The 19,754-nt window shown below is 67.4% G+C and carries 24 protein-coding genes; 9 read left to right on the forward strand and 15 right to left on the reverse strand.

Annotated elements, in window-relative coordinates:
* Positions 1-99: 99 nt before the first annotated feature.
* The 3 genes from AC07PR_RS08915 to AC07PR_RS08925 form a co-directional block, all read right to left on the reverse strand.
* The gene (locus tag AC07PR_RS08915; protein WP_377153773.1) at positions 100-429 is read right to left on the reverse strand and encodes a DUF4148 domain-containing protein; all 330 of its coding nucleotides are present in this window, start codon (positions 427-429) and stop codon (positions 100-102) included.
* Between the two features lie 296 nt (positions 430-725).
* Positions 726-977: a hypothetical protein gene (locus AC07PR_RS08920; RefSeq protein WP_377153775.1), complete on the reverse strand. Its 252-nt coding sequence runs from the start codon at positions 975-977 to the stop codon at positions 726-728.
* A 222-nt stretch (positions 978-1,199) separates the two neighbouring features.
* Entirely contained in the window at positions 1,200-1,529 is a 330-nt protein-coding gene (locus tag AC07PR_RS08925) for a DUF4148 domain-containing protein (RefSeq protein WP_495135053.1), read from the reverse strand.
* A gap of 270 nt (positions 1,530-1,799) precedes the next feature.
* Between AC07PR_RS08925 and AC07PR_RS08930 the strand changes: the two genes are divergently transcribed.
* The 4 genes from AC07PR_RS08930 (at position 1,800) to AC07PR_RS08945 (ending at position 4,624) form a co-directional block, all read left to right on the forward strand.
* Positions 1,800-2,108: a DUF3649 domain-containing protein gene (locus AC07PR_RS08930; RefSeq protein WP_495135054.1), complete on the forward strand. Its 309-nt coding sequence runs from the start codon at positions 1,800-1,802 to the stop codon at positions 2,106-2,108.
* Complete coding sequence (locus AC07PR_RS08935; RefSeq protein WP_495135055.1) at positions 2,105-3,808, forward strand: PepSY-associated TM helix domain-containing protein; 1,704 nt, start codon at positions 2,105-2,107, stop codon at positions 3,806-3,808. Before AC07PR_RS08930 ends, AC07PR_RS08935 begins: the two co-directional genes overlap by 4 nt.
* Positions 3,808-4,098 carry a DUF3325 domain-containing protein gene (locus tag AC07PR_RS08940; protein WP_377153781.1) on the forward strand — a complete coding sequence of 97 codons (291 nt, stop codon included), beginning with the start codon at positions 3,808-3,810 and terminating at the stop codon, positions 4,096-4,098. Before AC07PR_RS08935 ends, AC07PR_RS08940 begins: the two co-directional genes overlap by 1 nt.
* A 148-nt stretch (positions 4,099-4,246) precedes the next feature.
* Entirely contained in the window at positions 4,247-4,624 is a 378-nt protein-coding gene (locus tag AC07PR_RS08945; RefSeq protein WP_377153783.1) for a response regulator, read from the forward strand.
* 326 nt (positions 4,625-4,950) lie between these two features.
* Here AC07PR_RS08945 and AC07PR_RS08950 read toward each other — a convergent pair whose 3' ends face one another.
* From AC07PR_RS08950 to AC07PR_RS09005, 12 genes are all read right to left on the reverse strand, one after another.
* Complete coding sequence (locus tag AC07PR_RS08950; protein WP_495135056.1) at positions 4,951-5,451, reverse strand: M15 family metallopeptidase domain-containing protein; 501 nt, start codon at positions 5,449-5,451, stop codon at positions 4,951-4,953.
* Between the two features lie 154 nt (positions 5,452-5,605).
* Entirely contained in the window at positions 5,606-6,094 is a 489-nt protein-coding gene (locus AC07PR_RS08955) for a copper chaperone PCu(A)C (protein ID WP_495135057.1), read from the reverse strand.
* Positions 6,095-6,132: 38 nt separating this feature from the next.
* Complete coding sequence (locus tag AC07PR_RS08960; RefSeq protein WP_495135058.1) at positions 6,133-6,771, reverse strand: SCO family protein; 639 nt, start codon at positions 6,769-6,771, stop codon at positions 6,133-6,135.
* Positions 6,772-6,929: 158 nt separating this feature from the next.
* Positions 6,930-7,283 carry a DUF2946 domain-containing protein gene (locus tag AC07PR_RS08965; protein ID WP_495135059.1) on the reverse strand — a complete coding sequence of 118 codons (354 nt, stop codon included), beginning with the start codon at positions 7,281-7,283 and terminating at the stop codon, positions 6,930-6,932.
* Between the two features lie 87 nt (positions 7,284-7,370).
* Positions 7,371-7,814, reverse strand: coding sequence for a cyanase (cynS, locus tag AC07PR_RS08970; RefSeq protein ID WP_377153793.1), 444 nt, complete (start codon positions 7,812-7,814; stop codon positions 7,371-7,373).
* Complete coding sequence (locus AC07PR_RS08975; RefSeq protein ID WP_377153795.1) at positions 7,811-8,650, reverse strand: ABC transporter ATP-binding protein; 840 nt, start codon at positions 8,648-8,650, stop codon at positions 7,811-7,813. Before AC07PR_RS08975 ends, cynS begins: the two co-directional genes overlap by 4 nt.
* Positions 8,640-9,542 carry a nitrate ABC transporter permease gene (gene ntrB, locus AC07PR_RS08980; protein ID WP_483107003.1) on the reverse strand — a complete coding sequence of 301 codons (903 nt, stop codon included), beginning with the start codon at positions 9,540-9,542 and terminating at the stop codon, positions 8,640-8,642. Before ntrB ends, AC07PR_RS08975 begins: the two co-directional genes overlap by 11 nt.
* Before the next feature lie 12 nt (positions 9,543-9,554).
* Positions 9,555-10,967 (reverse strand): CmpA/NrtA family ABC transporter substrate-binding protein, encoded by a 1,413-nt coding sequence (locus AC07PR_RS08985; RefSeq protein WP_495135060.1) that lies wholly within the window; start codon positions 10,965-10,967, stop codon positions 9,555-9,557.
* A gap of 96 nt (positions 10,968-11,063) precedes the next feature.
* On the reverse strand, positions 11,064-11,738 hold the full coding sequence (locus AC07PR_RS08990; RefSeq protein ID WP_495135061.1) for a DsbA family oxidoreductase: 675 nt from the start codon (positions 11,736-11,738) through the stop codon (positions 11,064-11,066).
* A gap of 126 nt (positions 11,739-11,864) precedes the next feature.
* The gene (locus tag AC07PR_RS08995) at positions 11,865-12,530 is read right to left on the reverse strand and encodes a response regulator (RefSeq protein WP_377153804.1); all 666 of its coding nucleotides are present in this window, start codon (positions 12,528-12,530) and stop codon (positions 11,865-11,867) included.
* Positions 12,527-13,768 (reverse strand): sensor histidine kinase, encoded by a 1,242-nt coding sequence (locus tag AC07PR_RS09000; RefSeq protein WP_495135062.1) that lies wholly within the window; start codon positions 13,766-13,768, stop codon positions 12,527-12,529. The genes AC07PR_RS08995 and AC07PR_RS09000 overlap by 4 nt, the downstream gene beginning before the upstream one ends.
* Positions 13,769-13,816: 48 nt before the next feature.
* The gene (locus AC07PR_RS09005; RefSeq protein WP_431104312.1) at positions 13,817-14,368 is read right to left on the reverse strand and encodes a carboxymuconolactone decarboxylase family protein; all 552 of its coding nucleotides are present in this window, start codon (positions 14,366-14,368) and stop codon (positions 13,817-13,819) included.
* Between the two features lie 131 nt (positions 14,369-14,499).
* On the opposite strand from AC07PR_RS09005, the gene AC07PR_RS09010 reads away from it, so the two are divergent.
* From AC07PR_RS09010 to AC07PR_RS09030, 5 genes are all read left to right on the forward strand, one after another.
* Positions 14,500-15,456 (forward strand): AraC family transcriptional regulator, encoded by a 957-nt coding sequence (locus AC07PR_RS09010; RefSeq protein ID WP_495135063.1) that lies wholly within the window; start codon positions 14,500-14,502, stop codon positions 15,454-15,456.
* Positions 15,457-15,510: 54 nt separating this feature from the next.
* Positions 15,511-16,092 carry a hypothetical protein gene (locus tag AC07PR_RS09015; protein WP_495135064.1) on the forward strand — a complete coding sequence of 194 codons (582 nt, stop codon included), beginning with the start codon at positions 15,511-15,513 and terminating at the stop codon, positions 16,090-16,092.
* Positions 16,093-16,094: 2 nt separating this feature from the next.
* Positions 16,095-16,328, forward strand: coding sequence for a DUF2024 family protein (locus AC07PR_RS09020; protein ID WP_495135065.1), 234 nt, complete (start codon positions 16,095-16,097; stop codon positions 16,326-16,328).
* A gap of 79 nt (positions 16,329-16,407) precedes the next feature.
* Positions 16,408-17,370, forward strand: coding sequence for a dienelactone hydrolase family protein (locus AC07PR_RS09025; protein ID WP_495135066.1), 963 nt, complete (start codon positions 16,408-16,410; stop codon positions 17,368-17,370).
* A 196-nt stretch (positions 17,371-17,566) separates the two neighbouring features.
* Positions 17,567-19,540: a PAS domain S-box protein gene (locus AC07PR_RS09030; protein WP_495135067.1), complete on the forward strand. Its 1,974-nt coding sequence runs from the start codon at positions 17,567-17,569 to the stop codon at positions 19,538-19,540.
* Positions 19,541-19,754: the final 214 nt, after the last annotated feature.

Raw genomic sequence — 19,754 nt, forward strand, 5'->3', positions numbered from 1 at the left:
GACCGCTGGCGAGGCGGATGAACCATTGAGCTCACAAAGCCAAGACGCCGGCAGGACCGAAGTCCTGCCGGCGTCCATGGCCGGGGAGGCGAGCGGCGCTCAGCGGGCGGAGACGCCTTCGGTCGTCGAGCCCTTGGCTTCCTTCGCCGCGAAGCGTTGCACCAGCGCCGCGTACTTCGGCGAGGCCTTCAGTTCAGCGTAGCGGGCTTCTGCCTTGGCGCGTTGGCTCGCGTTCAGCGTGAAGTCTTCCGTGCGGTCCGCGGCAGCCAGGCCGGACTCACGATAGATCTCCAGATCGGCCAGCACTTCGGCGCGGCTCTTCTGGCTCTGCGTGATCGGATCGAGGTGGCTGTAGCTCTGCGCGAAGGCCGGCACGGCGGCGGCGGACAGGGCGATCAGGGCGGTAGCGATCAGGGTCTTGGCGGTCATGATGGTTTCCTTTGAGAGCGCGTTGGATCGGGGTGTCTGGGGTCTTGGGCCGGCGTCGTTTGCCGATGACTGAAGGTTAGGCGCGGGCCCCGTTCGGATAAACGGGCTGCGCCGCAATGCCTCGTTGTGAGGCTCGCAACAATCGACCGTCCTTCGACACGCGCGATTCACAGGGGCTGCTCGTCGTGCTCGGCACAAAGCAAGACGCCCGGCATGAGCCGGGCGTCTTGCGTGGGGGCGAACCGAAGGTCGTCAGTCCGTGGATCGCTCCACCGAAACAGCGCAGCCTCAGGCGTTCACTCGGCCGAGGCGACTTGCGTGTCGACCGCGTCGGCGCTGCGACGGCCAGTGATGTAGACCGTGGGCAGCTGCTCGCGCTTCACGGTGATGACCACCGGATCCAGCGTGACGATCGAGGCACGCATTTCGCGTTGTCCTTGTGCATGAGCGATTCCCAGGCCGAGGGCCAACGCCGCGATGGCACCGAAGGCGACGGCCTTGACGGTGGTGCTGGTGGCGGAAGTGATGGCGAGGCGGGTGGCGTTCATGTCGATCTCCTGAAGGGGTTGGCTGTGTCGATGGAGTCAGTGTCGTCAGTGGCGCACCGTCTTTCGAGCGCTGCGCGACGAAGCTGCGCGGCGGCGGTGTGAGATGCATGCCAAGCGGACAAGCCGTCGCGCTTCACACGCCGTATTGCCCCTCCCAAACGAAGACGCCGACAGGACCGAAGTCCTGCCGGCGCTGGTGGCCGGGGAGGGCGAGGGGATCGCTCAGCGGGCGGAGACGCCTTCGGTCGTCGAGCCCTTGGCTTCCTTCGCCGCGAAGCGCTGCACCAGCGCCGCGTACTTCGGCGAGGCCTTCAGCTCGGCGTAGCGAGCTTCCGCCTTGGCACGCTGATTCAGTTCCAGCGACGAGTCTTCGGTGCGGTCCACGGCGGCCAGGCCGGACTCGCGATAGATCTCCAGATCCGCCAGCACTTCAGCGCGGCTCTTCTGGCTCTGCGTGATGGGGTCCAGGTGGCTGTAGCTCTGCGCGAAGGCCGGCACGGCGGCGGCGGACAGGGCGATCAGGGCGGTAGCGATCAGGGTCTTGGCGGTCATGATGGTTTCCTTTGAGAGAGCGTGGGATCGGGGTGTCTGGGGTCTTGAGCCGGCTTCGTTTGCCGATGACTGAAGGTTAGGCGCGGGGCCGAATCGCATAAATGGCTCAGGCGCGAATGGGTTGTTGTGAGGCCCGCAACAATCGCCCGTCCCCACGCGCGCAGGGCGCTGGGGGCTGAAGCTCCAGCAATCGCACGGACATTCATGGACCCTTCCATGAGGCGGCTCTATGATGAGAAGAATTCTCATTTGCAACAAAGCCCGTCGTCCATGTCTTTCCCGGTCTCACGCCTGCGGGGCGCATTCCCGCTGATCTCGCGCATCGCCGCGGCGATCGGCGGCGGTTACGCGCTGGCGGCGCTGGTCAGCGTCGCGGTGCTCGCGCTGCCGGTGAACCGTATCCAGGCGGTGATCGGCGGCATGCTCGGCAGCTTCGCCGTCTACGCTGGCGCGGTCGTCTGGGTCTTCGCGGTGCGTAGCGCCACACGGGCCTGGGTCGGGCTGATCGTCGCCGCGCTGCTCCTGCTGCCTCTCGCGTGGTCCGTCTGGACCGCGGTCGAACCCGCCGCCTTGCCATGAGCGTCGACGTCCAAGCCCCCTCGGCCGCGCCGCAGCCGCGCGGCATCCGGCAGACGATGTCGGACCTGCACATCTGGACCGGCCTGCTGCTGGGCTGGTTCCTGTTCGCGATGTTCCTCACCGGGACCGTCAGCTACTTCAAGGAGGAGCTGTCGCAATGGATGCGGCCGGAGATCGCGCATCAGGCCGTGACGCCCGAGCCGGCCGTCGTCGCAGGCCGCATCGCCAGGGAGCTCGAGACGCTGGCCCCGGGCACCACGCAGTGGAGCCTGCGCCTGACCGACGATCGCCACAGCGTTGCCAACGCCTTCTGGCGCGTGCCGCCGAAGGACGGCGCCAGGCGCGCATTCAAGGACGCGAACTTCGATCCGCAGACGGGGGAGAAGGTCAGCGCGCGTGAGACGCTGGGCGGCGAGTTCTTCTACCGCTTCCACTTCCAGTTCCACTACATGCCGGTGGTCTGGGGCCGCTGGCTCGCGGGACTGGCGGCGATGTTCATGCTGGTGGCGATCGTCAGCGGCGTGATCACGCACAAGAAGATCTTCACCGACTTCTTCACCTTCCGCTGGGGCAAGGGCCAGCGCTCGTGGCTGGACGCGCACAACGCGCTGTCGGTGTTCGGGCTGCCCTTCCACCTGATGATCACGTACACCGGCCTGGTGACGCTGATGACGCTGTACATGCCGTGGGGCGAGCAGGCCGGCATCAACTCGCCGGCGATGAAGCAGCAGCTGACCTCGGAGATGAACGCGTTCCTTCAGCCGGCCAAGCCCTCGGGCGAGGCGGCCCCGCTGGCCTCGATCGAGGCGATGGTGCGCGAGGCCGAGCGCCGTTGGGGACCGGGCAGCGTGGCGCGGGTCACCGCGGTGAATCCGGGCGATGCCGTGGCGCGCGTGGCGATCACGCGCGGCGAGGGCGGTCGGGTCTCGATGAGTCCGCAGTACCTGCTGTTCGACGGCGTCTCCGGGCGACTGGTCGAGGAGAAGAACGGCGTCGGCGCGGCGGCGGAGACCCGCGGCGTGCTGTACGGATTGCACCTCGGGCGCTTCGGCGATGACGCGACCCGCTGGCTGTACTTCATCGTCAGCCTGGCCGGCACGGCGATGGTCGGCAGCGGGCTGGTGATGTGGACCGTCAAGCGCCGCCAGAAGCTGCCAAACCCGGACAAGCCGTACTTCGGCTTCCGCGTCGTGGAGCGACTGAACATCGCCGCCATCGCAGGCCTGCCGCTGGCGATGAGCGGCATGTTGTGGGCCAACCGGCTGTTGCCCACGGGGCTGGAGAAGCGCGCCGAGTGGGAAGTGCACGTGGTCTTCATCGTGTGGGCGGTGACGCTGCTGCACGCGCTGGTCCGGCCGGCGAAGCGCGCCTGGATCGAACTGCTGTGGCTGGGCGCGGTGTCGCTGGCCCTGCTGCCGGTGGGCAACGCGCTGACGACGGACCGCCCGCTGTGGCGCAGCGTCGCGCAGGGCGACTGGACCTTCGCGGGCGTGGAGCTGATGTGCTGGGCGTTCGCGGCGCTGCTGGCGTACCTGGCGATCCGCACGGGGCGCCACGCCCCTCGCGCGTTGAAGGGGCGGCCGGTCGCCAAGGACAGGCCGCATGCCCAGGCCTCGCGGTCGCCGCTGGCCGCGTCGTCGGCCTCGTCTTCCGGAGAGGTCGGCTTGGCGCTGCGATCCGGCGGGGAGGGCGCGCGGTGATGCACCTCCTCAGCCTGTTGATCTGCGTGGCCGCCTTCGCGGCGCTTGCGATGGCGACGGACCGCGCCCAGTGCGACGTCCTGGGCCGCGAGCTGCCCGCGGCGAAGTCCCGCGCGCTGCGCACCGCCGGCTGGGCGCTGCTGCTGGCAAGCCTCGCGCTCGTCGTGACCGAACAAGGCTGGGGCCTGGGCCTCGTCAGCTACAGCGGCCACACCAGCGTCGCGGCGGGCGTGGTGTTCGTCGCGTTGATCGTGCATCAGCGGCGCCAGCCTCGGAAGCGCAGGCGCTGAGCCGCGGCGCGGCGTGAGCGAAACCCGTCGCCGTGTAGTCCTTCGCCTGACTTCCTGTCGGCCAGCGGGCCCACCCTGGCTGGGGGCCGGTCAGTCTCGAAAAAGATCCGCGCATCCACCATCATGGAGTCACACAGGGAGACAAGACATGAAGGTTGCACTGATCGAGGACAACGCGCTGCTCCGACGCCTGATGGTGTCGCGCCTGGAGTCCGAGGCGTCCATCACCGTGGTGAGCCAGGCCTCCAGCGAGAACGCCGCGATCAGCACGATTGCACTGAGCGCGCCGGACGTGGTGCTGGTGGACCTGAGCATCGACGGTGGCTCCGGCCTGGGCGTGATCGAACGCCTGCGCGCGGCGCGCTTCCGCGGCCGCATCCTGGTGCTGAGTTCGGAAGACCGCTCGGCCTACGAGCCGCGCGTCCTGTCCTGCGGCGCGGACGGCTTCTACGACAAGGCCTGCGACTTCGAACGCCTCGTCGGGGAGCTCTGCACGCTGTCCAACAGCGCGTGGATGGCGGACTGAGCCGCCCAGCGACGTCGACCGCAGCGCGCGATCGGTAAAGTGCGGGATCCTTCCTGAGGATTCCCATGACCAACATGGCCTACAGCACCGTGTCCTGTCTCGAATGCGAGGAGCGGTTTGCGTTCCCCAACGAGACACTGCTGTATCTCCCGCCCGGCAAGGCCGCGGCCGACGCCAATGTCTATGGCGAATATGGCCGCATGCTCACCGATCGCGTGTGGTGTTTCCGCTGCGAGCGGCCAGCCTGGATCGAACGCATTCCAAATGTCCGGGAGTTCGAAGTAGCGGCCCGCCTTCGCGCATCCGACGCGCCTCCAAACGAAGATTCAGACCGTGTCGGGCCTCAGGCCATTCTTGGCCTGCTGAACGGTGAAGCCGGCGGGCTCCACATGGACGGGGTCCCATCCCACCTTCACCGGGGCCTGCCAGTCTCCTTGCGCGATGGCTTCATCGACCGCCTCCGCCAATTTGGCGGGCAATCCCCAACGCGCCCCCGTGCTCAACCCGTGTCTCTCGGCAATCGAAGTCAGCTTGAGGACGTAGGCCGTGCCAGGCTTCAGAGGTGCGTTGTCGTCGAGTAGGTCGACCGCGAGCGATTCCATCTTGCCGGTCGACCCGGTGACGTTGTGAAAGCCGAACTTGAGCTTGGAGTGCCCGGAGTTGAACGCGGCCAGTTGATCCGCAGGCGACCGCCACGCATCCTGGATACGGGGCCGCAGTCCCTCCGCTTCAAGGTCCCGAATCACCAAGGCGAGCCGCTTGGCAAACCAGGGATACAGCTCCGTCATCCGCTGCTTGTTCCTTGCCTTGCGCGCCGGTTCTTGCATGGTCGCCCTTTCGATCGTCCGTGGCGACGTTCTACCCGCGCGATCTCTCCGACACATCCACAACATGGAGGATGTCCGCCCATGGATCACCGCCCCAACCGAACGCGGGGTCCCGAGTTGGGGCAGACGATGCGCCGGGTCGGAACGATCCCGCTCAATGCGCGTGGTCGCCGTGACCACCGCCCTTGTCGTCCTTCGCCGGCATCGCCGCATTGAGCGCCCGAACCGGCGCCTTCACCTCGACGGTCTGCCGGACGCCGCCGCGGTCCTCGAAGATCAGCGTCAGCGGCACCTGGTCGCCGGCCTTCACCTGCGCGGGCAGGTCCAGGAACATCACGTGATACCCGCCGGGCTTGAGCTCGATCGTCTTGCCCGCCGGCAGCTCGATCGCCGGCACCTGGCGCATGCGCATCACGTTGTCCTGCATCGCCATCTCATGCACCTCGGCCTTGGGCGTCAATGGCGTGGTGACGCCAATGAGCTTCGTGTCCTTCGTCGCCGTCAGCTTCATGAAGGCGCCGGTGGCCTTCTGCTGCGGCACGGTGGCGCGCACCCAGGCGTCGTCGATCTTCACCTGGGCATGGGCGATGGAAGCGAGCAGCGAGCCCGCGACGAGCAGCAGCGAGTGGATCTTGAAAGTCATGTCGGTTCTCCGGAATGGGTGTGTTGGGATATGGAGGGTCAGGTGTTGAGCAGTTGGCGCACGTCCTCGGCGAGGTCGTCGGCGCTCATCTCGTGCTTGATGGCCAGGCGCGCCTTGCCCTTGCGGTCGAACACGGTGCTCAAGGTCGAGTGGTCCATCGTGTAGCTGGCACCCGTGGGCACCTTGCCGTAATAGACCTTGAACTCCTTGGCGACGGCGGCGGTCCCGGCGAGGTCGCTGTAGAGCCCGAGGAAGCTCGGATGGAACGCGGCGGTGTAGGCCGCCAGCACCGGCGCGGTGTCGCGCTCGGGGTCGATGGTGACGAAGAGGACCCGGAAGTCTGCGGCGTCCGCGCCGAGCATCTGATGCACCGCCGCCGCGCGCGCCAGCGCGGTCGGGCAGACGTCGGGGCACTGCGTGAAGCCGAAGAACATCATCACGACCTTGCCGCGGAAGTCGGCCAGCCGATACGGGCGGCCGTCCGCGCCTTGCAGCGCGAAATCGCTCGCGTAGCTCACCAGCGAGAGATCGATGCCGTGGAAGGTCGGAGAGGGCTTGCACGCCGCCAACGGCAGCAGGCAGGCGGCGATCGTCAAGGCGCGACGACGCGCGTCGGGCTGGGCGACGGGATCGCCATGAGGGGAACGCGAGCGGAGCGCGAGGGAAGGGAGTCGCATGATCGAAAGGGCGTGGACCGACCTTGCCGCGCATGAGCGCATGAGCGCAGAGGCGCAGAGGCGCAGAGGCGCATTCGCGCGAGCGAAGGCGACAGGTCAGTCGTGGAGTGATTCGCGTCCGGGACGGAGCGAAGTGCGCATCGGCCTCGAGGCGGCGATCAGGCGACGGCGGGAGGTCCGCGAGCGAGCGAAGGCGCCCACGCGAAGAGCGGGCGCGGTGCGACGAGGAACAGGCGCGGACGCTCGAACTTCAACGCGTCGGGCGGTGTCCACTGCAGCGTGGCGGGCGGCAGATCGGGCGCGCCATGGTGGATGGCGCAATACGGGCAGTCCATCGACGTCTTCATCAGCGTCGAGCTGTCGCGACCCGGATCGACGTTGCCGGCGGCGTCGATCACCACGAGCCTGGCGCCGGTGGCGGAACAGATCTCCGCGAAGGTCGCGCCCTGATGGACCAGCATCGCATGCGACAGCGACGGCAGCATCGCCGCGAGCAGGATCGTGAGACTCACGAGCCATGCCCAGCGCCTGGTCGAAGTCCGCGTTGCATGCATGCGCGGCATTCTATGCCGCAGGCTTTCGAGCAGAGGCTCGGTTCGTCAATACGTCTTGTACGGCAGGAACTTCCCGCTCATCACGATGCTGACGCGGTCGCCCTTCGGGTCGGGCTCGCGCTGCAGGTCCATGCGGAAGTCGATCGCGCTCATGATGCCGTCGCCGAATTCCTCGTGGATCAGCTCCTTGAAGGTCGTGCCGTAGACGCTGATCAGCTCGTAGAAGCGGTAAATCAGCGGATCGGTCGGGACCGACGTCGGCAGGCTGCCCTTGTAGGGCACGACCTTGAGCCACTGCGTCTCCGCCTCGGTGAGGTCGAAGAGGCCCGCCAGCGTCGCGGCCTGCGCGTCGTCGAAGGTCATCTGGCCCAGGCAGCCGGCCGTGACCCATTCCTTGCTCAGGCCGACGGCCTCGGCCACGTCGGACCACTTCAGGCCCTTGGCCACCTTGGTGGCGATGATCTTTTCGGTGACGTCGAGTCGGCTCATGGGATGCTCCTTGGAGGGGTGACGGGATGGCTGCGCTCCACCAGGAAATCCATCAGGTGGTTGCGCATCGGGTAGTACTGCGGGTCGTGATGCAGCGTGGCGCGCTGGCGCGAGCGGGGCATCGTGTTGACGACGATCTCCGCGACCCGCGCGTGCGGGCCGTTCGACATCAGCATCACGCGGTCGGCCAGCAGGATGGCCTCGTCCACGTCGTGCGTGATCATGAAGACCGTCTGCCGCGTCGCGGCGCAGATCTTCAGCAGCTCGTCCTGAATCGTTCCGCGCGTCAGCGCATCCAGCGCGCCGAAGGGCTCGTCGAGCAGCAGCATCCGCGGCTCGATCGCGAAGGCCCGTGCGATGCCCACGCGCTGCTTCATGCCGCCGGACAGCTGGCTCGGCTTCTTGTCGAGCGCCGGCGTCAGGCTGACCAGGGCGACGTACTTGCGGACCTGCTCGTCGACCTGCGTCTTCGACCAGTCCGGCCACTTGCTGCGGACCGCGAAGGCGATGTTCTGCCGCACCGTCAGCCAGGGCATCAACGCATGGCCCTGGAAGACGACGCCGCGATCGAGGCCGGGGCCGGCGACCTCGCGGCCGTCGACGATCACGTGGCCCTCGCTGGCCTGCTCCAGTCCGGCGAGCGTGTTCAGGATCGTCGTCTTGCCGCAGCCGCTGTGGCCGACGATGCAGACGAACTCGCCCTGGCGCAGCGTGAAGTCCACGTCCTCGAAGATGGTCGTGTCGCCGTAGCGCTTGGCCAGGCCTTCGACACGCACCAGCACGGGCGCCGCATCGACCGCCGCCGCGGCGCCCTGTTCCAGCGGATCAATCCGCATACGTCACCGCCTTCTGCGCGCGGGCGAATAGCCCGTCCAGCGCCATGCCCACGAGGCCGATCACGAGGATCGCGAAGATCACGTTGGGCAGGCTGAGGTTGTTCCACTCGTTCCAGACGAAGTAGCCGATGCCGGTGCCGCCGACCAGCATCTCCGCCGCGACGATCACCAGCCAGGCGATGCCCATGCTGATGCGCATGCCGGTCAGGATGGTGGGCGCGGCGGCGGGCAGGATCACTTCGAAGGCGCGGCGCAGCGGCCGGACCTCCAGCGTGCGCGCGACGTTGAGCCACTCCTTGCGCACGCCGGCGACGCCGAAGGCCGTGTTGATCAGCATCGGCCAGACGCTGCAGATGAAGATCACGAAGATGCCGCTCGCGGCCGAATCCTTGATCGTGTAGAGCGCCAGCGGCATCCACGCCAGCGGCGAGATCGGCTTGAGCACCTGGATGAAGGGATCGAGCGCGCGGTGGACCAGCGGACTCATCCCGATCGCGAAGCCCAGCGGGATCGCGACGAGGGCCGCGAGCAGATAACCCAGCGCCACCCGCCCCAGCGAGTACGCCAGCTGCAGGCCGATGCCCTTGTCGTTGGGGCCCTTGTCGTAGAACGGATCGGCGAGGTGATGGACGACGGTCGCGCCCATCTGCGCGAGCGTCGGGAAGCCGCTCTTGGCCGCCACGGCGGAGGCGCCGCTGCCGCCCGCGTCGGCGGGCACGGGCTTGCCCATCAGCCTGGCGTATTCGATCTGCTCGGCCGTCATCGCCGGCCCCGCGGTGGACGCCGCGGACGAGGCGGTCCCCGTGCCCATCGTCGCCAGGTGCCAGATGCCCAGCACCAACCCGAGCATCAGCAGCGAGAGCAGGGCGGCGCGCGCGTTCAGCGAAGTCATCGCGGCTCCCGCTCAGGCGCGCTTGATCGCGAAGCCGGCCACGTAGGCATCGGGCTGCGCGGGGTCGAAGGTCTTGCCCATGACGCTGAACTTCGGATACGCGCCCTCCGGCACGGCCTGGTCGAGCGCCTTCATCTGCTTCTTCGCGTCGGTGAGCAGGAAGACCTTCTCCGCGATCTGCTTGTAGTTCACGTCGCCCTTCAGATAGCCCCAGCGCTTCATCTGCGTGAGCATCCACACGGCCATGCTCTGCCAGGGGATGGGGTCGAAGTCGGCGCGGTCCGGCACGACCCGCACGTTGCCCAGGCCGTCGGCGAACTTGCCGGTCAGCACCTGCGCGATGACCGTCTCCGGCTGGTTCAGGTAGGCCTGCGGTGCGATGACCTTGGCGATGAGCTCGCGGTTGCGCGCCTCCCGCGCCATCGCGGCCGAGGTCAGCACCGCGCGGTACAGCGCGGCGAAGGTGTTGGGGTTCTTCTGGATGAACTCGGTGCTGGTGCCGAAGGCGCAGCAGGGATGGCCGTTCCACAGTTCCTTGGAGAGGATGTGGATGAAGCCGACCTCCTCGAACACGGCGCGCTGGTTGAACGGGTCCGGGCCGAGGAAGCCGTCGATGTTGCCGGCGCGCAGGTTGGCCACCATCTCCGGCGGCGGCACGACGCGGATCTGGATGTCGCGGTCGGGATCGAGGCCCGCTTCCGCCACGTAGTAGCGCAGCAGGAAGTTGTGCATCGAGTACTCGAAGGGCACGGCGAACTTGAAGCCCTTCCACGACTTCGGGTCGCGCTTGTCCTTGTGCTTCATCGCCAGCGTGATCGCCTGGCCGTTGGTGTTCTGGATCGTCGCCACGTTCATCGGCGTGGCCGTCGCGCCCAGACCCAGGCTGATCGCCAGCGGCATCGGGCTGAGGAAGTGCGTGGCGTCGTACTCCTTGTTGATCATCTTGTCGCGGATCAGCGCCCAGCCCGCGGTCTTCACGACCTCGACGTTCAGTCCCTGCTTGCTGTAGAAGCCCAGCGGGTGCGCCATGATCAGCGGCGTCGCGCAGGTGATCGGGATGAAGCCGATCTTGAGGTCCTTCTTCTCCAGCGCGCCGCGCTCCTGCGCCATCGCCTGCAGCGGCGCGATGGGCAGCACGCTGCCGATCGCGGCCATCGCGCTGCCGCGACCGACCGCGCGCAGGAAGCGGCGTCGCAGCGCGTCCTGCGGGAACAGCGCCTTCACCAACGCGGCCTCGACGAACTGGTTGGACTCGGCCTCGATGTCGGTCGTGTCCATCGCGTCGGCGCGTTGGCGCAGCGTCGCCGCAGCGCGGTCGCGGTCCAGCTCGCGGACATGCTCCGCCTCGCTGCCGTGGCGTCCGCAGGCGCAGCGCATCAGCAGCGGGCGATCGGCGTCGTAAGGGTCGTGGCGGAGGTCGCTCATCGCTGCTTTCCAGGTCGGTGGACGGATGCATCCACTCTAGGAAAGCGCGACGGATCACGGCATCGTGCGCGCCGTGGTTCTGATGTAGGGCTGGAACTACACGACCGCGGGCGAGCCGTCCTCGGCCGCCGACAGGATCATCCGCACATACGCGAGCGCGTCGTGCGCGCCGCTGGTCACCGGGCGGCCGTTGATGATCAGCCCGGGGACCGCGTTCAGGCCCTGGCTGCGAGCACGTCGTTCGTCGGCTTCCACTTCGGACAGCCGCGACAGTGACCGCGTCACGGCACCCGGCGCCATGCCGGAGGCCGCCGCGATCTTCTCGAGCACGGTGTCGTTGCCGATGTCCTGCCCCTCGCTGAAGTAGGCGACGAACAGCGCCTCGACGAGGCGCGTCTGCAGAGCGGGTCCGCCCTCGACAAGCGCCTGGCGGACCAGCAGGTGCCCGGCCAGCGTGTGGGACGTCCGCGTCTGCAGGTCGTACCGGAAGACCGCGCCCACGGCACTGCCGGCGGCCATCGCGCGGCTGTCCATCGCGACGGCGGCCTCCCAGCTGCCGAAACGCGCGCTGCGGAAAGTCTTGCGATCCATGCCCGCCTTGGGCAGCGTCGGGTTGAGCTGGAAGGGCAGCCATTCGACCTGGACCGCGACGCCCTGGTCCTGCAGGACGTTCAGTGCCTTGTCCAGGTGCCGCTTCCCGATGAAACACCAGGGACAGATGATGTCGAACACCACTTGAACGTGGATCGCTTGCTGCTTGTCGGATGCCATGTCGGCCCTCTGTGGTCAGTGTCGCGGCATGCTATCGAGGGCTCCCCGGAGGCGGGAGCCGCAATCACTGCACAGCGGGTGAGCGAAAACGCACGGCGCCGATGTCGACGTGATCGGGCGGTCCCGCTATGGCGCCAGCAGCTCGCGCCGGACGGCGAAGAGCGTCAGCTCCACGTCGTTGCGCACGCCGGTCTTCTCGAGGATGCGGGCGCGGTAGGTCGACACGGTGTTGGAGGACAGCACCAGCTGCTCCGCGATCTCGCCGACGCTGCGTCCGGCGACCAGCATCTGGAAGACCTGGTGCTCGCGGTGCGATAGCACCTCATGCAACGGCACCGTGTCGTCCGCGGCGAAGCCGTCGCCGATGGCAGCGGCCAGATGCTCGGCGACGCTGGGCGTGATGAAGCGGCGGCCCCGGGCGACGGTGCGCACGGCGTCGATCATCTGCTCGCTGTCCGCGCTCTTGTTGAGGTAGCCCGCCGCGCCCAGCTTGAGGCTGCGCACCGCGTACTGCCGGTCCGGATAGGTCGAGAGCATCAGCACCGGCAGCTTGGGGAACTCGCTCCGGAGCGCCTTGAGGATGTCGAGCCCGTCGCGCTGCGGCATGGCGATGTCCAGCAGCACGACGTCGGGGCCCGAGCCGGCCGCCGCTCCCGCGCGGACCTGCTGGATCGCCTCCGGTCCGTTGGCGGCCTCGCCCATCACGCGCAGGTCGCTGGCCTCGGCGAGGATCTGCTTGATGCCTTCGCGCACGATGCGGTGGTCGTCGCAGATCAGCACGCGGATCGTCATGACGGTTCTCCTTCGCGCCGTGGCGCTTCCGTCCCCGGCTCGTGGCGCCGCATCTCTTCCAACGGCACGCCTTCCAGGGGCATGACCAGCCGCACCGTCGTGCCGCGCCCGGGCGCGCTGGCGATGCCGAGCAGGCCGCCGAACTGCGCCGCGCGCTCGCGCATGCCGAGCACGCCGTAGCTGCGCGCGTCGTTGAGCGCCTCGTCCGGCGCGCCGATGCCGTCGTCGCTGACCTGGAGGTAGAGCACCGGCTGCGGCGGCGCGTCGACGTCGATCCGGATGTCGACGCGCGACGCCTGCGCGTGGCGCGCGACGTTGGACAGCACCTCCTGGAAGATCCGGAACACCGCGATCGCCAGGCCACCTTCGGGCGGAGCGACATCGGCGGCGACGAAGATGCGGAAGCGCACCTCGCGCTCGTCGCTGCCGGCGAGCTGGAACTCCTGCGCCTGCCATTCCAGCGCGGCCCACAGGCCCTGGTGGTCGAGGATGCTCGGGCGCAGGTCCGTGATGATGCGGCCCACGGCATCGACGGCCGTGTCGACGAGGCCGCCCATGCGGTGGCACTTCGCCACCATCGCGGCGCGCTGGCCTTCGTCGCCGACGCGGCGCTCCAGCCAGTTGACGTCCATCTTCAGCGCGACCAGCAGCGAGCCGAGTTCATCGTGGATCTCGCGCGCGATGCGCTTGCGTTCGGTCTCGCGGACGGCCTCGAGGTGATGCGCGAGCTCGCGCAGCTGCGAGGTCCGCTCGGCGACGCGGCGCTCGAGCTGATCGTGGCTGGCGCGCAGCAGCTCTTCCGCGTGCTTGCGCTTGGAGATGTCGACGAAGGTGACCACGGCGCCCTGGACCTGGCCGTGCTCGAAGAGCGGGTAGCTCGAGTACTCGGCCGGGAAGGCGCTGCCGTCGGCGCGCCAGAGCACCTCGTCGTCGATGCGGCAGGGATCGCCGCGGCGGAAGGCGTTGAAGATCGGGCAGTCGCACTCGCGGTAGTCGCTGCCGTCGCCATGCGAGTGGTGGATCAGCGCATGCATGTTGCGCCCGAGCACCTCGTCGGTGCGCCAGCCCAGCGTGTCGCAGGCGGCGCGATTCACGAAGGTGCATCGGCCGTCCATGTCGATGCCGAAGATGCCCTCGCCGGTGCTGGCCAGCAGCAAGGCGAGCCGGCGCGCGGCCTCGTCCGGCGAGGCTTGATCGACGGCATCGGCGGAAGCGGGCAGGGCGGTCGACGTGGACATGCCCCGCGTGAGTGCAAGGGATGTGCCACGTCGGGCCGCCGTGCGCACTCAAGCGCGGCGCAGCTTCACCGACGGGAAGTCGACCGGCACCGCGAAGGCGACGTTCACATAGTTGGTGAACAGGTTCAGCGCGACGTGCGCCAGGATCTCGACGATGGCGCCGTCGTCGAAGCCGACGTCGCGCAGCGACTGCACGTCGGCGTCGTCGACCTGGGCGCGGTCGCTGACGACCTTCAGCGCGAAGCGCAGCGCGGCGGCGGTCTTCGGATCGGCGGACTCGCCCATCTGCGCGGCGGCCATCTCATCGGCACTGGCGCCCGCCTTGCGGCCAAGCGCGGTGTGCGCGGCCAGGCAGTACTCGCAGGCGTTGCGATCGGCGATGGCGACGGCGATCTGCTCGCCCAACTTCGCGGGGATCACGCCGCCGCCCAGGGCGCCGAAGCTGCCCCACAGGCTCTTGATCGCGGCGGGCGAGTTGGCCACGGCGCGGAACATCGCCGGCGTGGCGCCGAAGGCGGCCTGGATCTGATCGAGCGCGACCTTGGCGTCGCCTTGGGCTTGCTTGGGGTCGACGAGGGCGACGCGGGACGTGGTGGACATGATGATTCCTTTCGATGGTGGATGACGGGGGCTGTGTCAGGCAGCGTCTGGTGTTGGCTGCCGGACGTCAGTGTGGTCCTCGCAGGAGTACCATTGGCCGCGTTTCGTCCATCAAACGCATCCAAACGTCCATGGCTGCCAAGTCCGCGTCCTCTGCCGGTGCGTCCCCCAAAGCGACGGCCAAGGCACCGCCCGCATCGACGGCGTCGCTCCCGCCGATCGACCGGCTGTCCTCGCTGTTGGAGCACTTCCGCGTGCGTGCGCGGCTGTTCCACGTCGGGCCGCTGTGCGGGGTCAACCTGTTCGATCCGCTGCCGGGCCGGGGCTTCCTGCATGTGATGAAGCGCGGCGAGATGGAGCTCCGCCACCCGGCCAGCGCCGGCCTGCCGCGCAAGCTGCGCGTGGACGAGCCGTCGCTGCTCTTCTATCCGCGACCGGTCGCGCACGAGTTCCGCAACCCGCCGCGCGAGGGGTCCGACTTCACCTGCGCGGAGCTGGAGTTCGATGGCGGCCCGCTCAATCCGCTGGTGCGCGCGCTGCCGCCGCTGGTGCTGCTGCCGCTGGCGCGCGTGGCGGGGCTGGAGATGTCCTTGCAGCTGCTGTTCGCGGAGACGGAGCGCGTGCGCTGCGGTCAGCGCGTGCTGGCGGACCGGCTGTTCGAGGTCGTGCTGATCCAGCTGCTGCGCTGGCTCATCGACCACCCGGCGGAGGCGGGCGTGCAGCCGGGGCTGGTGACGGGCCTGTCGGATCCGCGCGTCGCGCTCGCGCTGGCGGCGGTGCACGAGGCGCCGGGCGAGGCTTGGTCGCTGGAGCGCATGGCGGCGCGCGCGGGCATGTCGCGCAGCGCATTCGCGGCGCGCTTCCGCGAGCTGGTGGGGCAGGCGCCGGCGGCGTACCTCGCCGATTGGCGGCTGAGCCTCGCGCAGGAGCAACTGCGACTGGGTCGCTCGATCAAGCAGATCGCCGACCAGCTCGGCTACGCGAACGCTTCGGCGCTGTCGCGCGTCTTCACGCAGCGGGTGGGGCGATCGCCGCGGGAATGGCGGCAGGGGGTGGTGGCGCAGGGCGAGTCGAGCGCTTCTTCTTGAGACTTGCGTCCTCAGCCGACGGTTGAGCGTGGGCTTTGGGCTAGGCTAGCGGGCATGGATCTGCAGACGCTCATCGATACCGTGTATGAGGACCTTGATGCCTGCGTGAGCTCGGTGTCATTGGACGAGTCGGGTGACCTTCGCCTGCACATCGAGTACGACAGTTTCGTTGTGCCTGAAGAAACGCAACGCGTCGAACTCAGGTGCCTGCGGCCCAAGGAATTCAATGTCACTGCGGGCTGCTTCAGATCGATTGATCAGTTCAAGGAACACGTGCTGCTGGCTGACCATCGCGGACCGCAGTCGCAGATATTCTTTTCCTCTGCGCCGACATCGCCGGAAGAGGTGTTCTATCTGGCCCACGCCATGCTCACAAAGGAGTTCGGGCATTGGCGCGATCCAGCGACGTATCTGAACGGCCCACCCGAGCAACTGCGAAGGCACCTGGTTGGCGGCTACGGATTGCTGGCCCGCGGCCCCCGTTTCGCGATGGACGCGCTGGCTGCCGCCGTCGATCCACTCTTGACCGTCAAGACAATCGAGTCACATTCGCTGCAAAGCTCCGTCATGGTTTTGATACTCGACCGTCAATTCGTGATCTGCGAATCGGTCGAGGTTTTGCGCGGGGACCACTGATCGTGTCGCTGCAGCAGAACGTCCAGCAACAGAGCGAGGAGTGCCGCTTCTGCCACATGGGGATCGCGCCGGATCCGGTCATCGAAGAGATCGCGCGCGAAGGCTTCGCGATCATCGACCGTCCTGACGGTTCCAGTCCTCCGTCCCTGCGCCTTCAGCCCCTCACACGCGGCGCGCAGCAGCGCGGTGGCTACCGAAGTCGATCCCCGAGTTTGGCGGACGGCAGGATTCGCTGACCTGAATTTGCGCGACAAGCCAGCCTCGGAGACGAAGCATGATCCGGGTATGTCGATAAGCAGATTTGCACACGTCTTCTTGGCCAGCCTCCTGGCGGTGGGAACCCTGTGTGCCGCGGCCGCCGATGCGATCCGCATCCCGTTCAAGAGCGCCACGCCGGCCACCTTGTACGACGTCGCGCGGGAGAGGAGAGACCGGTGGCCCGTCACGGAGGTCTGGGGAGACCTCAGCTTGCCGGCCGGCGCGAACGGCCCGATCCCGGCCGTCGTGCTCGCTCATGGCAGCGACGGCGTCACGCCGAGCCTCGCCCAGTGGGTGAATCTCTTCAACGACATGGGTGTCGCCACGTTTGTCGTCGACAGCTTTGGCCCCCGCGGCGTGTCATCGACCGCCGCGGACCAGACATCAGTGCCTGCTGCTGCGAACCTCATGGATTCGTTTGCGGCGCTGCAACTGTTGGCTCACGATCCTCGGATCGACGCCACGCGCATCGGCATCATGGGGTTTTCGCGCGGTGGGACGGTGGCGTTTCAAACCGCTCAGCGGCCGTTCCTTCGAGCCGCCGTCAAAGGCGGGGAGACATTCGCCTTCCACATCGCTGCGTACGCGGGCTGTTTGCAGATCTACACCTCGCAGGACGTGACGCTGGCCCCGCTGCTCAATCTCGTCGGCGCAGCGGACGACTACACCCATCCAGAGCCCTGCGAAGCCTTGGCTGCCGAGTACGCGGCCCTGGGAACACCGGTGAAGAGCATCCGTTACGAAGGCGCCCACCATGCCTGGGACAGCCTGCTTCCGGTGCGATGGCTCCCGAACGCCACCAGCGGGTACGCCTGCGGTGTCGTGCGGACCGACATACCCAGCTGGACGGTGACGGCTCTGCGCACCGGCGCCACCATCCCGACCGCGGACGTCGCGGCGTTCTACAGCAGCTGCGTCACGAGAGGTGCGCATGTCGGGCGCAACGCCGCAGCCTTCGAAGCGTCGCGCAAGGACGCTGCGCGCTTCGTCCTGGACCTTCTTTCCGCCCCGGGAAGATGACCAATCCTCGGTCCAGCCGCAGGTGCCCCGGCCAGCAGGCAAGGAATTTGCCGCCCTTGCCGTCTGGAGACCTTCCTGAAGCAGTTTTCAGACGACCCGGCTCCAGCGGATCAGATGATCGAAGACGCATCGCCACGGACGCCATTGATCGGACACCGGCCTTGTGGTCGACTGAGCTTCTGGGGGAAATCTTCCGATGCTTGACAAGCCTGCTGTACTCCACGGTAGATGCGCTTGCGGTCGCGTCGAGTTCGCGGCGCACGCGCTGAGCACGACGGCCTGCGTGTGCTACTGCGATACCTGCCGCCACGCGTCTGGTGGCGCAGGCATTGCGTGGGTCGCGGTGGATGAAGCGTCCTTGCGCATCAACGGAAATGCGACCTCGTGGCACTCCCGCGAGGGATTGCGGCGCTTCTGCGGTTGCTGCGGCAGTCAGCTCTTCGCTGTGGACCATCCAAGGTCGAGCACCTTTCAGGTCACCGTCGGCTCTCTGACCAACGATGAACTCATTGTGGGAACTCAAAGCGCCTCGGCGGAAACCCGCCGACGATGGGACGCCACGCACACCCTGCGCTCCCGTGGCGAGGAGGTCTCGGCTGAGCAGGTCATCCCAGCTCAACCACCGGACTTGCCGCAGGCGGGCGCGCGCTTCGACAACCTTCTCGCGAACGCGCCCGATGCGTTCGTGACGATAGACCCCAAGGGGCTCGTCTCCGACTGGAGCCGACGCGCCCAGGAGACTTTTGGATGGAGCTACGCCGAAGCCATCAGACAGCCGTTGCACGAACTCATCATCCCGCCCGAACATCGGTCCGCCCATGTACGAGGCCTCTCGCGCTTGCAACTGACCGGTCATGGACCTGTGCTGGGTCGGCGTTTCGAGGTGGACGCCCTTCGCAAGGACGGCAGCAGAATTCCCGTGGAGCTGTACGTGGCACCCATGAGCATGAATGGTGGCATGGGAGCAACCGCGTTCCTGAGAGACCTCAGCGCGCAGCGCGCCGCGCAAGCGAGGGCCGAAGCCGAGGTCCGCTCCACGACATCGTTGCTGCAGCGCACTGGAGAACTGGCATCCGTAAGAGCGTGGGTCGTCGACCTGGTCGCCGAGCGCATCACGTGGTCACCGGTCGCCAGGCAGATTCATGGGGTTGACGACGCGTTTGAACCCACGGCCCAGAGTGTCGCGAAGTTCTATTCGTACGAAGCGCTGAAGACCCTGCAGGCCGCCTTCAAGCGGGGAGTGGAGACTGGAGAACGCTGGGCACTCGAACTTCCCATCGTCACCGGCGATGGCGAGGCACGTTGGGTGCGCGCCATTGGCGACACTGAGTTCGACGCGAACGGCGCCGCGATTCGGGTCGTGGGCGCCGTCCAGGACATCACCGACCACAAGCGGCTGGAGGAAAGGATCGCGGCCAACGAGCAGTTCATGCGCAGCATCACCGACAACTTGCCTGTTCGTATCGGATATCTTGACCCGCAGGGGCGTTACCAATTTTCCAACCGCGCCAACTGCGAGCGTCTGCGGGCTGCGCGGGAGATGGTCCTGGGCCGGACTCGCGTCGAACTGTTGGGGCACAAAGGGAACGAGGCCGGCACTGCTCATCTCGATGCGGCGCTCAAGGGCATTCGTCAGCGGTTCGAGCAGACGGAGAGGGTGGATGGAAAGCTCGTTCACACGGAGAGCCAGCTCATCCCCGATCTCAACAGCGCGGGCGACGTGCAGGGCATCTTCACCATTGGCGTCGACATCACCGAGCGCAAAGCCGCAGAAGAATCGCTGCGTGTACTGACTCAGATCTTTGATGCCACGCCGGACTACGTTGTCCAGGCAGATCGAGATGGACGCGTGACCTACATGAATCCTGCCGTGCGCAGGGCTGTGGACATTGCCGTCGACGCCGACGTCTCGAAGTACAGCTTCCTGGACTTCAATACGCCCGAGACCACCAGGCGATACAGAGCCGAGATCATCCCGGAGGTGCTTGCCCGAGGCGTGTGGATCGGCGAGACGTCCGTGGTCGTTGCGTCAGGCGTCATCCCCGTCAACCATATGGTTCTGGCTCACAGCGATGCGTCAGGGGAGGTCGTTCGTTACTCATCGGTCATGCGCGACATCTCGCAGGTGGCGGGACGCGCTCACCGGACTGGCCAACCGCCAGGGCCTTGAGTCCTTCCTGCGCAGCATTCCGCCAACGCAGGTCAGGGGCACCGCCATGCGCTACGTGGACATCGCCGCCAAGTCGCGCCACCCAAGGTGGCCTGACCGATTCGAAACCTTGGCCGAGGGTCGGCGCGGACAGGGCATCGATCTTGCCCGTTCTATCCATCACGCAACGATCCAGACCGTCGCACTGGCCGGGACGCGATTGCCGCGAGACATC

Source organism: Roseateles sp. GW821-FHT09H11, assembly GCF_059415845.1.

Bases quoted from the DNA above. Each gene is read 5' to 3' on its own strand.
- AC07PR_RS08915 (WP_377153773.1), bottom strand. From the start codon at position 429: ATGACCGCCAAGACCCTGATCGCTACCGCCCTGATCGCCCTGTCCGCC.
- AC07PR_RS08920 (WP_377153775.1), bottom strand. From the start codon at position 977: ATGAACGCCACCCGCCTCGCCATCACTTCCGCCACCAGCACCACCGTC.
- AC07PR_RS08925 (WP_495135053.1), bottom strand. From the start codon at position 1,529: ATGACCGCCAAGACCCTGATCGCTACCGCCCTGATCGCCCTGTCCGCC.
- AC07PR_RS08930 (WP_495135054.1), top strand. From the start codon at position 1,800: ATGTCTTTCCCGGTCTCACGCCTGCGGGGCGCATTCCCGCTGATCTCG.
- AC07PR_RS08935 (WP_495135055.1), top strand. From the start codon at position 2,105: ATGAGCGTCGACGTCCAAGCCCCCTCGGCCGCGCCGCAGCCGCGCGGC.
- AC07PR_RS08940 (WP_377153781.1), top strand. From the start codon at position 3,808: ATGCACCTCCTCAGCCTGTTGATCTGCGTGGCCGCCTTCGCGGCGCTT.
- AC07PR_RS08945 (WP_377153783.1), top strand. From the start codon at position 4,247: ATGAAGGTTGCACTGATCGAGGACAACGCGCTGCTCCGACGCCTGATG.
- AC07PR_RS08950 (WP_495135056.1), bottom strand. From the start codon at position 5,451: ATGCAAGAACCGGCGCGCAAGGCAAGGAACAAGCAGCGGATGACGGAG.
- AC07PR_RS08955 (WP_495135057.1), bottom strand. From the start codon at position 6,094: ATGACTTTCAAGATCCACTCGCTGCTGCTCGTCGCGGGCTCGCTGCTC.
- AC07PR_RS08960 (WP_495135058.1), bottom strand. From the start codon at position 6,771: ATGCGACTCCCTTCCCTCGCGCTCCGCTCGCGTTCCCCTCATGGCGAT.
- cynS (WP_377153793.1), bottom strand. From the start codon at position 7,814: ATGAGCCGACTCGACGTCACCGAAAAGATCATCGCCACCAAGGTGGCC.
- AC07PR_RS08975 (WP_377153795.1), bottom strand. From the start codon at position 8,650: ATGCGGATTGATCCGCTGGAACAGGGCGCCGCGGCGGCGGTCGATGCG.
- ntrB (WP_483107003.1), bottom strand. From the start codon at position 9,542: ATGACTTCGCTGAACGCGCGCGCCGCCCTGCTCTCGCTGCTGATGCTC.
- AC07PR_RS08985 (WP_495135060.1), bottom strand. From the start codon at position 10,967: ATGAGCGACCTCCGCCACGACCCTTACGACGCCGATCGCCCGCTGCTG.
- AC07PR_RS08990 (WP_495135061.1), bottom strand. From the start codon at position 11,738: ATGGCATCCGACAAGCAGCAAGCGATCCACGTTCAAGTGGTGTTCGAC.
- AC07PR_RS08995 (WP_377153804.1), bottom strand. From the start codon at position 12,530: ATGACGATCCGCGTGCTGATCTGCGACGACCACCGCATCGTGCGCGAA.
- AC07PR_RS09000 (WP_495135062.1), bottom strand. From the start codon at position 13,768: ATGTCCACGTCGACCGCCCTGCCCGCTTCCGCCGATGCCGTCGATCAA.
- AC07PR_RS09005 (WP_431104312.1), bottom strand. From the start codon at position 14,368: ATGTCCACCACGTCCCGCGTCGCCCTCGTCGACCCCAAGCAAGCCCAA.
- AC07PR_RS09010 (WP_495135063.1), top strand. From the start codon at position 14,500: ATGGCTGCCAAGTCCGCGTCCTCTGCCGGTGCGTCCCCCAAAGCGACG.
- AC07PR_RS09015 (WP_495135064.1), top strand. From the start codon at position 15,511: ATGGATCTGCAGACGCTCATCGATACCGTGTATGAGGACCTTGATGCC.
- AC07PR_RS09030 (WP_495135067.1), top strand. From the start codon at position 17,567: ATGCTTGACAAGCCTGCTGTACTCCACGGTAGATGCGCTTGCGGTCGC.